This is a genomic window from Selenomonas sp. oral taxon 138 str. F0429 (assembly GCF_000318175.2).
Taxonomy (GTDB): Bacteria; Bacillota; Negativicutes; order Selenomonadales; family Selenomonadaceae; genus Centipeda; species Centipeda timonae.
On the sequence record NZ_KB290930.1, the window covers coordinates 428375 to 440354 of the forward strand.

The 11980-nt window shown below is 58.9% G+C and carries 10 protein-coding genes; 1 reads left to right on the top strand and 9 read right to left on the bottom strand.

Translation table 11 applies throughout. The annotated features are described in order from the left end of the window. Positions 1-1467 (bottom strand): LCP family protein, encoded by a 1467-nt coding sequence (locus HMPREF9163_RS03510; RefSeq protein ID WP_037345857.1) that lies wholly within the window; start codon positions 1465-1467, stop codon positions 1-3. A gap of 211 nt (positions 1468-1678) precedes the next feature. Here HMPREF9163_RS03510 and HMPREF9163_RS03515 point away from each other — a divergent pair, with 211 nt between their 5' ends. Further along, the gene (locus HMPREF9163_RS03515; protein WP_009440283.1) at positions 1679-2896 is read left to right on the top strand and encodes an HD-GYP domain-containing protein; all 1218 of its coding nucleotides are present in this window, start codon (positions 1679-1681) and stop codon (positions 2894-2896) included. Positions 2897-2939: 43 nt separating this feature from the next. Here the strand turns inward: HMPREF9163_RS03515 and HMPREF9163_RS03520 are convergent, their stop codons facing one another. The 8 genes from HMPREF9163_RS03520 to glmS all read right to left on the bottom strand — a co-directional run bounded on the left by HMPREF9163_RS03520 (position 2940) and on the right by glmS (position 11728). Next, positions 2940-3791 carry an energy-coupling factor transporter ATPase gene (locus HMPREF9163_RS03520; protein WP_037345860.1) on the bottom strand — a complete coding sequence of 284 codons (852 nt, stop codon included), beginning with the start codon at positions 3789-3791 and terminating at the stop codon, positions 2940-2942. After that, positions 3776-4612, bottom strand: coding sequence for an energy-coupling factor transporter ATPase (locus tag HMPREF9163_RS03525; RefSeq protein WP_009440285.1), 837 nt, complete (start codon positions 4610-4612; stop codon positions 3776-3778). Before HMPREF9163_RS03525 ends, HMPREF9163_RS03520 begins: the two co-directional genes overlap by 16 nt. An 8-nt stretch (positions 4613-4620) precedes the next feature. Continuing rightward, entirely contained in the window at positions 4621-5922 is a 1302-nt protein-coding gene (locus tag HMPREF9163_RS03530) for a cell wall metabolism sensor histidine kinase WalK (RefSeq protein WP_009440286.1), read from the bottom strand. Further along, complete coding sequence (locus tag HMPREF9163_RS03535) at positions 5919-6596, bottom strand: response regulator transcription factor (protein ID WP_009440287.1); 678 nt, start codon at positions 6594-6596, stop codon at positions 5919-5921. The genes HMPREF9163_RS03530 and HMPREF9163_RS03535 overlap by 4 nt, the downstream gene beginning before the upstream one ends. A gap of 62 nt (positions 6597-6658) precedes the next feature. Then, positions 6659-7315: an HAD family phosphatase gene (locus HMPREF9163_RS03540; protein ID WP_009440288.1), complete on the bottom strand. Its 657-nt coding sequence runs from the start codon at positions 7313-7315 to the stop codon at positions 6659-6661. Positions 7316-7328: 13 nt separating this feature from the next. Further along, positions 7329-8516, bottom strand: a complete 1188-nt coding sequence (locus HMPREF9163_RS03545; protein ID WP_009440289.1) for a multidrug effflux MFS transporter — start codon at positions 8514-8516, stop codon at positions 7329-7331. A 5-nt stretch (positions 8517-8521) separates the two neighbouring features. Then, a complete protein-coding gene (locus HMPREF9163_RS03550) occupies positions 8522-9805 on the bottom strand; it encodes a threonine/serine exporter ThrE family protein (RefSeq protein ID WP_009440290.1) in 1284 nt (427 codons plus the stop codon). A 93-nt stretch (positions 9806-9898) separates the two neighbouring features. Further along, entirely contained in the window at positions 9899-11728 is a 1830-nt protein-coding gene (glmS, locus tag HMPREF9163_RS03555; RefSeq protein ID WP_009440291.1) for a glutamine--fructose-6-phosphate transaminase (isomerizing), read from the bottom strand. Between the last annotated feature and the right edge of the window lie 252 nt (positions 11729-11980).

The following is an 11980-nucleotide window of genomic DNA, read 5'->3' on the forward strand; positions in this document are numbered from 1 at the left end:
TCACTCTTCTCCATCCGCATGTACGGCATCAGGCCGATAGTCGCGCCCAATGATGACAATCGCCTGCTGCTCTCCCGCCCCGTCGACAGGCATGATGACGCAGGGGAACGGCATGCCGTAGAATAGGTTCACGTGTGTTTCTGCCGTCATGATTGCTGTCTTTGGACGGTCAGACGCATTCCCCGTTTCCACACTCGAAATACGGAATCCCTTTGCTCGCAGCGTATCGGCAATCTCCGCACCCGCACCGTCGATGCCGCTCGCATTGATAATCATAACAGAGATATCGTCCGCAGTATCCTTGCTGCTCTTCTTTACCGGCGCAGGTTCCTGCTTCTCCTTCGCCTCTTCTCTCTGCACCGCAGCTTTCTTCTCGGCAGCGCTGCGCTCAGCACGCTGCTCTCCGATCACACGGTCACCCTCTGCGAGCAGTTCCTCAGAGGAGGGCAGCAGCTCCCTGTCGTCCTCTTCCGCCATGATGCGCAGTCGCTCCGGCATGTCCTTCCGATAGACGGCTGCATCGTGCTCCGCCGCCTCCTGCATGCGCTCGGACATTTCCTTGCCCACGCCTGCAAAGAGCTCTCTGCGTGTCTCCACAAGATCTGGAATCCAGTAGCTCACATCGCCGAGATAGGCAGGGGTTCCCGCAACCATCTGCATGGAGATGCCGTCCGACTCCATGTCCTTGAGACGCGTTGCCAGCGTCAGCAGCTGGCGCGTTGTCAGATCCGTATCAACCGCATTCTTCACCTCATCGACGACTGCCGCAAGGCGCGGGAGTACCTGCGGAGAGAGGAATTGTGCCAGGAGTGCGCGCATAAAGCGCTGTTGCCGCCCAATGCGCCCGATATCCCCCTCGCCGTCACGATAGCGCACGTATTGAATCGCCTGTGCGCCGTTCATATGCTGCTCCCCGGCTTGGAGGTCGATGACGAGGCCGCCGTTGTCGTCCCACGGGTCCTCATAGTACATCCGCTTCTCAACGTCGATGTCCACGCCGCCGACTGCATCCACGATCCGCTCGAACGCCGAGGTGTCGATCATGATGTAATGCGTGACGGGAACACCTACGAGTGCACTGACCGAGGCGAGTGTCATCTCGTGCCCGCCGAACGCATAGGCGTGATTGATCTTATCGTAGCCATAGCTGCCGACCTCGATGCGCGTATCGCGCGGGATCGAGAGCAGCGCCGCGCGCCCGTTCTCCTCATCGACGGCAGCGAGCATCAGCGTATCGCTGCGGCCGACATCCCCCTCCCTGCGGTCGACCCCCATGAGGAGCACATAGCCCAGCTCATGTTCCGGCAGATCGGCGAACGCATTCACATCGCGCAGCGAGCCTGACATGAAGTAAGAGCTTGCATAGTAGATGCCGCAGACGAGCAAAAAGGACAGTGCGAATACAGCTCCTGCGTATTTGATGAATGTACGGTCCGCTTTTTCGTGCGGTGATTTTTCCTGTGACAATCCGTATATCGTCCTCTCCCAATAGATTGTTATCAGTATAACAAAAACAAGAGTTCCATGCAAATGGAATGATGAGACCTATTCCTCTTTACAAAATATAGTATTTCATGTAAACTTAACATATCTATCAATACTATTTGACCGCAATCAGGGGAGCTGCTCTTGTCGGCAGAATGCGGCGATACATACCGAACGGAGCAAGGGGGAAAAAATGCTACGACTTCCTGTCTCGAAGTTAAAGGATGGCATGGTGCTTGGGCAGAGTCTGTTCAATACCGCAGGGGGAAGCTACCTCGTCAAGGGACAGCCGGTTACGATTGACTATATTCGAAAACTGCATCAGCTCGGCATTCAAAATATTACCGTGACCTCCATGGACCCGAGCCACAAGCTTCCGCCGCCGCCCGATGTGATCGAGGAGAAGACGCGCGTCAAGGCAATCGGCGCTGTCTACGATACGTTTCAATCGATCGAGGAAAGCGGGACGCTCGACATCCCTGCCCTGCAAAAGGTGACGGATGCGATTGTCTTCGACCTTTTCGACAACCATGAAAACCTCGTCCAGCTGACGGACATCCGCACGCATGACGCCTATACCTTTGCACACAGCGTCAACGTCGCCGTCCTCTCCGCGATGATGGGGATGCTCTGTCATCTGCCGAAGGAGGATCTGTCGCTCATCACGCTCGGCGGACTTCTGCACGATCTCGGAAAGATCGAGGTGCATACGGATATTCTCAACAAGAACCGCAGTCTGAGCAACAGCGAGTTCGACATCATGAAGAAGCACCCCTCCGATGGTGCGCGGCGCATCCTGAAGATGCCGGGGCTGCCAAAATCGAGCATACTTGCGGCAATCGCGGGTCAGCATCACGAGCACATCGACGGAACGGGCTATCCGCGCGGCATCAAGGGCGATGAAATGCACCGCTTTGCAAAGATTGCGGCGATTGCAGATGTCTACGATGCCCTCACGAGCGAGCGCCCCTACAAGAAGGCGTATATGCCAAACATCGCCTACAACATCATGCACAACATCAACAAGGGGCAGTTCGACCCGAAACTGCTCGATCTGTTCTTCAACAATGTCGCCCTCTATCCCGAGGGTGCGGTGCTCAAGACCACGTTTGGCTTTGCCGTTGTGAAGGAGAGCAAGTTCGGGCGCACGACAACGCCCGTCATCATCCTCTTTGCCGATACCAACGGCAAGCTGCTGAGTCAGCGCACGGTCATCGATCTCTCCGAGGAGAAGGATGGTGCCGAATCAATACAGGTCGTTCCAACGGGCAATGACCTCTACCATTTCATCCATGAGCTGGGCGTCGATCCTTCTTACTACCTCGAGGAAGATCGTGAGAAGGACAAGGCGGCAGGAATAAAGCCCTCCGGAGTCCCCACCTCGCCGCGCATGCGCATGAGATCATACTGAAATACAAAAAAACCGGACGTGACTGTCCGGTTTTTTTGTGCATTTATCGTTCTTCCAAAATCTTTGCCGCCATCTCCTCCACTGTCATGCAGTCTGCGACGGGATAGCCCGCAGCGTCGAGCTTCTGTCCAAGCTGCAGGAGATGCGGCGCGGCAAGGGAGGCACGCGCGAGAAGTTCCTCCTGCCGAAAGAGCTCCTGCGGCGAGCCCTCGCCGATTACCTGCCCGCCCGCGAGGATGACCATGTGATTGGCAACACGCAGGATGTCCTCCATGCTGTGTGAGACGAGGACGATGCTGACGCCGCGCTCCCTGTAGAGCATGGTGAGCATGGAGAGCAGCGCCTCACGTCCGCGCGGGTCGAGTCCTGCCGCCGGCTCGTCGAGCACGAGGTAGTGCGGTGCGAGCGCGAGTACGCCCGCAATCGCGACGCGTCTGCGCTCGCCGCCCGAGAGCGCGAATGGGGAGCGATCACGATATGCCTCGGGCAGATGGACGAGCTCCATCGCCTCGCGCACGCGGGCTTCGACCTCGCCATCCGTCAGCCCCTGATTGCGCGGACCGAAGGCAATGTCCTCATAGACCGTCTCCTCGAAGAGCTGATGCTCGGGATATTGGAATACCATGCCGACGCGAAAGCGCGCCGTGCGTGCCGCCTCTTTTTCCGCTTTGCTTTTACCATAGAGGCTGACGCCATCGACACGCACCTGCCCTGCTGTCGGCGTGAGAAGCCCGCCGATGAGCTGCATGAGCGTGGATTTGCCCGCGCCCGTCTCCCCCGCAATCGCGGTAAATGCGCCCTCTCTGATCGTCAGTGTGACATCGTGCAGCGCAGTGTGCGAAAGCGGCGTGTCCTCCATGTAGGTGTAGGACAGTGATTCTATCTCGATAGACAATGCAGCAGCTCCTCATCCGTTACGATATCCTGCGGGAGATCCCGCCCGCCGCGCCGGAGGCGTTCGGCGATGTCGGCGGCAAGGGGCACATCCAGTCCCAGTGCACGCACCTTCTCCGGCTGCGAGAAGATCTCGCGCGGCGTGCCGTCCATGACGACCTGCCCCGCATCCATCAGGACGATGCGGTCAGCCGCAATCGCCTCTTCCATAAAATGCGTGATGTAGACGATCGTCATGCCCTGCTCCTCGTGCAGCCTCTCTACGGCGCTCAGCACCTCTGCCCTGCCGCGCGGGTCGAGCATCGCCGTCGGCTCGTCGAGGACGAGCGCGTGCGTCTGCATGGCAATCGCGCCCGCAATGGCGATACGCTGCTTCTGCCCGCCCGAGAGGAGATGCGGCGCCGCCTGTGTATAGCGCTCCATGCCAACAAGCGCGAGCGCATCCGCAACACGCCGCCGTATCTCTGCAGGCGGCACGCCGAGGTTCTCGGGGCCGAAGGCGACATCATCCGCCACAACCGCCGCAATGAGCTGGTTGTCCGGATTCTGGAACACCATGCTGACCTCCTGTCGGATGTCCCAGCGCAGTGCCTCATCGCGCGTATCCATGCCGCGCACATAGCAGTGCCCCTCGCTCGGAAAGAGGAGTGCGTTCAGATGGCGCGCGAGGGTCGACTTGCCCGAGCCATTCGCGCCGAGCACCGCAACGAACTCCCCCGCGCCGATGGAGAGGGTGACGCCGCGCAGCGCCTCGTGTCCCTCGCCCTCACCGCTTTGGTAGACGTGGGTGACATGATCGAGTTCAAAAAATTTCTCTGCCATAGTTCTCTCTAATTCTTTATGCGTGTTTTGAGGTGTACGCGGAATATCGTGCCCTTGCCCATCTCGCTTTCGACCGCAATCGCCCCTCCGTGCGCCTCCGCGATCTCGCGCGCAATGGCAAGTCCCAGTCCGTTGCCGCCCATGCGACGTGAGCGCGCCTTGTCCACGCGGTAGAAGCGGTCAAAGATGCGCTCCTGATCCTCGGGCGCAATGCCGATGCCCGTATCCGCGACGGAGAGCTGAACGCCCCCCTTCTCCTCCTGCAGTGAGACAGTGATGCGCCCATGCTCCGGCGTATACTTGACTGCATTGTCGACGAGGATCAGGATGAGCTGACGGATCTTCTGCTCGTCCGCATTGATCTCCGTGCGCTTCGGCAGCTCCTCGGCGATGACGATGTCCTTCTTCTCGGCAAATGGGCGCATGATGCGTACCGTCTGCTGTGCGGCGGCGACGAGATCCATACGCACGGGCTTCAGCTGGTTTGCCCTGCCATCTGTACGTGCGACGGTGAGGAGGTCGCCGACGAGCTTCGTCATCTTCTTGACCTCGTCGCGCACATCCTCGATGACCTGCTTCAAAAAGGGCGAGGTGATCGAAGGATCGCTCCGCAGCAGATCTGCCGAGGCAAGCACGACGGCGAGCGGCGTGCGCAGCTCATGCGAGGCATCGGCGGCGAACTGGCGCTGACGCTCGTACGCCTCGCGCACGGGCTTCATCGCGCCGCCCGAGAGCACGTAGCCGACCGCTGCGGCGCAGATGAGTGCGAGTCCCCCGAGGACGGCGAGCGCCCATGTCGCCTTCTCCATGCCGTTGTACATGGCGGTGACATCCTTGCCGACGTAGACCGTCTGGACGGGCAGCGGCGGGCTGAATACGGTCTGCGCCGTCATCATCACCTTCGTCGACGCGCCGCGCTCGTTCGTCTTTGTAAAGACGCGCACCTCCCGCTCGGGTGCATCCCATACGCCCACGATGTCGAGCACAAAGGACTCGATGCGGTACGAGGCGCGCGAGAAGCTGACGAGCCGCCCCTGCCCGTCGAACACATAGTAGAAGAGGCGGTCGTTCGTGCTGCGGTACAGCTGCGTCTCGTCCACATCCGTGTCTGCATGGAGCAGCGCGTATGCCTGTGACTCGGAGACGCTGTCCGCCGTATCGAGGAGCTCACGCGCCTGCTCTGACGTAATCGCCCACTCCATCGTCTTGTGCATGGCAAAGAGGAGGACGATGACCAGTCCTCCCATGACAAGCGCATAGCGGAGCATGAGCCGCAGTCGGCTGCGGCCGAATACGTTCTGCTCGTTCAATGCGGCGTCTCCAATTTGTAACCGACGCCACGAATCGTCTTGATCGCATCGCCCTTGCCCGCTGCGTCGAGCTTCTTGCGCAGCATCTTCATATAGGAGTCGATGTTGTTCGAACTGACATCCGCCTCGAGCCCCCAGATGCGGTCGAGAATGATGTCGCGCGGCACGACGATGCCGATATTCTGTGCAAGAAGATCAAACAGCTGGAACTCGCGCGGCGAGAGCTGAATCACCTTGCCGTTCTTCTCGAGAATATTCGCCGTGCGGTTCAGCTTGAATCCGCCGATCTCATCCACCTCGTGCTGAATCCTCTGCGTCGCACGGCGTCCGAGAGCGCGCAGACGTGCGAGCAGCTCGGAGAACTCGAACGGCTTGACGAGGTAGTCATCCGCGCCTGCATCCAGCCCCGTCACGCGATCCTCCACAGAATCGCGCGCCGTCAGCATGAGTATTGCGCGGTCATACCCATTGCGGCGCAGGCGCGCACACGCCTCCACGCCCGTCTCTCCCGGCATCATCCAGTCCAGGATCAGGATGTCGTACTCCGTATAGGTCGCATACTCATAGATGTCCTTGCCGTCCGTGACCCACTCCACCGTGATGTCATTCTGTTCGAGCATATATTGAATGAGCTTTCCGAGGCGCAGATCGTCCTCTGCCAAAAGCACGCGCATAGTATCATCTCCCTATCGAAAATTATAGGAAAACGGGGTGAAAGATAGCTGAAAGCGATTTTTTATTCGCCAAAGTACGAATTCAGATCAATTTCCGACAGATTGTGTACAATGCGCGCACAGCCTGAGAAGTCCTGTACACCGCTGTGCGGGCTGCAGAATCCGATGCAGGTCATCCCCGCACGCACTGCCGCCTGTGCCCCCACCGCAGCATCCTCGAGGACAAGGCAGTCCGCAGGAGCAACGCCGAGCAGCTCCGCCGTCTGCAAGTAGATCGTCGGATCGGGCTTCGACATGGGAAGCTCCGCGCCCGAGACGATGACGTCGAATTTGCCCGCAATCCCGAACGTCTCTGTGACATGGTTGATTGTTTCATAGGGGCTCGAGCTTGCAATGGCTGTGCGGATGCCGCGCGCGCGCAGCGCATTGGTCGCCTTGATGAGGTCGAGCGCGCCATCGATCGCAATCAACGCCTCTGTTTGAAGCAGATGCCGCATCAGCACATCCTTTTCCGCAACAATGCCCGCCACATCATAGGATGCATCGTATTTGTCCTTGATATCCTCGAACATCGTTGCGTCACTCGTGCCGCGGTACGGCATGAGCAGAGCTTCGTCCGTCTCGATGCCATAGCGCGCAAGGAGGATTGTCTCCGCCTTCATGTGGATGATCTCGCTGTCGACAATCACGCCGTCCATGTCGTAGATAAATGCCTTCATTTAATTTCGCCTCCTATTTTATGTGATCTGCCGCAATCATGCGGTAAAAAACGAGGGTACCCAGTCCGTAGCCCGTCAGCATGATGAGCCCCATTGGAATCGCCGTATGATCGCCCGCAATGCCGACGACGGGCATCATGCACGCGCCGAGCAGCATGGAGAAGCAGCCGATGAGCGCCGAGGCGCTGCCCGCATTCTTTCCCTGCCGCGAAAGCGCAAGGGAGAAGCTCGCAGCCCCCATCACGGACAGCGGAACGACCGTCAGGAAGAGCAGGACGAGAATCACGGCAATCGGCGCAGAGAAATAAAAGCCGACGAGGAGCAGCGCGCTCCCCACGAACGGCACAAGTACGGCGTATTTCAGCATGACGATGTCCGGCACACGCCCCGCCAATCGCGCGGGCAGAACGCCCGCGAGCAGGAGTCCCGCGCCGATCACGGCAAAGATTATGCTGTAGACCTGCGGCGAGACGGCATAGATGTTCTGAAAGACAAAGGAAGAGCCCGAGAGATACGAGAAGAACGCGCCAAACACGAAGCACTGCAGGAGGCAGTGCCCGAGGAAGTAGCGGTCACGTAGGAGCGCGGGAAATTTCTTCAGCGAATCGGTCATATTCGCGCTCCGCTTCTCCTTCGGCAGGGTCTCCCGATAGATGAGGGTCGCCCCTGCGAGGAGGACACCGATGAGCGTGAGGAGTACGAAGGTCGCGCGCCAGTCGGCAAAGAGCAGGATCTGCCCGCCGATGACGGGCGCGATGATCGGCGCGAAGCCGTTTACCATCATCAGGATCGCAAAGAAACGCGTCAGCTCCGCGCCCTCGCAGACATCGCGCGCAATCGCACGCGCGATCACAATGCCGCTCGCCCCCGCAAATCCCGCAAAGAAGCGGAAGAAGAGGAAGAGATAGATGTCCTCGGCGAGGACGCAGCCGAGCGTTGCGCCGATAAAGACGAGCATCCCGATGAAGAGTGGAATGCGACGCCCGTAGAGGTCGCTCAGAGGCCCCGCGAGAATCTGCCCGAGCGCCATGCCGAGCGTCGTCATCGTCAGCGTCAGCTGGACGAGCGAAGTCGACACAGCAAAGTCCGTCTGCACCTCGGGCAGCGCGGGCAGGTACATATCGGTCGAGAGCGGCGCAATCGCCGTCATGATGCCGAGAAAAATCGTCAGCCACAGGCGCGTGCGCGTGTTCATTGCCATATCGTTTAGCTTTCCCCCTGCATTTCGCAGCAGGTCTCTGTGTCAGAAGTCCCCATGTTTTTCTTCTGCTTTATGAGCCATGCCTTGACCGTCTCCCAGATTGCCGTTGCAATCACGATGCCCGCCGCAATGGATACGGCGTAGAGGAAGGTCTTGATGCCTTGCGCGCCGAACCTCTCCCAGTCTGCCGCAACGGCGTAGAACATTGTGCGGTAGAGCGAACCGCCGGGCACCATCGCAATGACACCGATAATGAGGAAGATGGTCGCGGGGCTTTTGTAGAAGCGCGCGAGAATCTCCGCCGCTATCGTGGCAAAGACCGCGCCTGCAAAATAGCCCGCGAATTCGTTCCACTCCATCGCGACAAAGAGCATCGTAAAGCCCCACGCACCCATGCAGACGACTGCGCCCACGGCAGCGTCCTTGATGTGCCCGTGCCAGAGCAGGTGGAAGCAGAAGCCGCCGACAAACGAGGTTAGCAGATACACCCACCATGTCGTTTCAAAGGCGATGAGCGTGCCCGTCGCGCTGAACGCAAACCCCGTCGCGATGAGCAGGCTCAGGATGAACGCCTCTGCGCTCTTGATGAGCCCCGAGATTGTCTCCTGACTGAACATATCGCGAATCGAATTCATCAGAGCCAGCCCCGGAATCACAGGCATGATATTGCCCATATTGATTGCAGCGGGATGAATGTCCATGCCGACCCACATGAAGGAGTTCGCGAGGATGCCCCCGATAAAGCTGAGCAGGACGAGCGCAAAGTACGGATTCAGCTTCGTCTGCCCGAGCAGATACTGCACGAGGCGCAGAAAAACGCCGACGATGCCCGCGCAGACGGCATCCTCGAATCGTCCGCCGAAGAATGCGGAGAAGCTCGCGGCGATCAGCGCCCAATAGAAGATAGACGCCTTGAGGGAGATGGTCTCCATCGTATCGATCTCGCGAATGCGCGCCTTGATCTCATCCGAGGTCTTCGGGTTCGCGCAGATCTCGCGCGAGAGCTGATTCAGCGCCTTGAGCCGCTGAAAGTCGAAGTTCTGCCCCGGCACGCGCCGCATCTGCGTGAGGACGCCGATGTCGTTGCCACGCAGCGTCACAATGATGCTCGTCGTAATGACCATCACGTCCACATGGCGCACGCCGTAGGCGCGGCAAATGAAGTTGATCGTGCGCTCCACGCGGCTGACCTCCGCGCCCGTAACGAGCATGCGCTGCCCGATGTCGATTGCGCGCTCGAGGATGTTGTTGATGTTGATTCGTGCTGCTTCGTTTATCATAATGAACATAGTTATAGCATGAGTTGACGGTCTTGTCACGCCTTTTCAGAGAAAAACAGCAGAGTCCCGCCTTGAGACTCTGCTGTCATATTCTTTTGAAATTTACTCGACCGTAACCGACTTCGCAAGGTTACGCGGCTTGTCCACATCGCAGCCGCGCGTAATCGCCGCATAGTAGGCGAGCAGCTGCAGGGGGATGACGGAGAGGATCGGCATGATGAACTCATCCGATGCCGGCACGTGCATGACGTGATCGACATACTTCTCAAGCTCGGTATCGCCCTCGGCGGCAATGCCGATGACGACGGCGTCGCGCGCCTTGACCTCCTTGATGTTCGAGAGCGTCTTCTCGTAGACATTGCGCTGCGTTGCGAGCGCGATGACGGGCACGCCCTCGACGATCAGTGCGAGCGTGCCGTGCTTCAGCTCGCCCGCCGCATATGCCTCGGCGTGGATGTAGGAAATCTCCTTGAGCTTGAGCGCGCCTTCGAGCGAGACGGCATAGTCCAGACCGCGCCCGATGTAGAAGACATCCTCGTTGAAGCCGTATTGCTTCGCAAAGGTCTTGATCGGATCGACATCGGAGAGGATCTCCGAGATCTGCGCGGGAATCTCCTGCAGTTGTGCAACGAGCTCTGCCGTGCGCTCCGCCGCAAGCGTTCCCTTGATCTCTGCCATATAGAGGGCGAGCATGAAGAAGAGGACAAGCTGGGTCGTATACGCCTTCGTCGAAGCGACTGCAATCTCAGGGCCTGCCCACGTATAGACGACCTGATCCGCTTCGCGTGCAATGGACGAGCCGACCACATTCGTGATCGCAAGGGTCTTTGCCCCGCGTCGCTTCGACTCCTTCAGCGCTGCGAGCGTGTCGCTCGTCTCGCCCGACTGGGAGACCACGATGAGAAGCGTATGCTCGTCGACAATCGGATCTCGATAGCGGAACTCCGAGGCGACGTCCACCTCGACGAGGACGCGCGCCATCTTCTCGATGTAGTATTTGCCGACCAGCCCTGCATGGTATGCCGTGCCGCACGCGACAATGTAGATTTTATTGAATGAATTGAGATACGCGGCATCCCATCCGAGCTCCTCGAAGGAAATCGACTTCTTATCCCCCGTGATGCGCTGACTCATCGTGTCGCGCACAGCTTTCGGCTGCTCGTTGATCTCCTTGAGCATGAAATGCTCATAGCCGCCCTTCTCCGCCGCCTCGGCGTTCCACGTGACCTCGAACACCTTCTTCGGCACGACTGCGCCCAGATGATTCGTCACCTCGACCGCATCCTTGCGGACAATCGCAAGCTCGCCATCGGCAAGGATATAGGTACGGCGCGTCTTCGAGATGATGGCGGGAATATCCGAGGCGATGAAGTTCTCGCCCTCGCCGAGTCCGATAATGAGCGGGTTGTCCTGCTTCGTGCACAGCAGCATATCCGGATGCTTCCGGCTCATGAACGCGAGCGCATATGAGCCTTCAATCCGCTCGAGCACCGCGCGCACGGCGGCGATGAAGTCCCCGCTGTATACCTCCTCGAGGAGGTGTACGACGACCTCGGTATCCGTCTCAGACTTGAAGACATGCCCCTTTGCAATGAGCTCTTCCTTCAGCGAAAGATAGTTCTCGATGATTCCGTTGTGCACGATGGCAAAGTCACCGTGGCAGTCCGTATGCGGATGCGAATTCACATCCGACGGACGCCCGTGCGTCGCCCAGCGCGTATGCCCGATACCGAGGCTGCCCGTCGGCACATTCCCCTTGATCTTGTCGCGCAGTGAAGCGAGGCGTCCGACGCTCTTTTCGACGCGAATCTCACCGTCGTTGTAGACGGCAATGCCCGCCGAGTCATAGCCGCGATACTCGAGCTTTGAGAGTCCGTCGAGCAGGAACTCCGCCGCCTGACGATCCCCAACATAACCCACGATTCCACACATAAAAATACCTCCTGATCGAAAAGGAATCCACACGAAATGAATTCCCCACAACATCGCTCAGGGATTTCGCTCCATCTGCAGCTTTGTCCGCAGGGTCACCCCTGCGCTTTGACCGCAGACTCTCGACAGAGCGTGCCGGAAGGCATCCGCTGACGGCTCGACAACCTTCTCCTCGTCCTCTGAAATGCGACGCATCCCAGAGCCAGCGCTAAGAATTAGGAAGCACTGATAAATTCAGCCACGCCATCTTGA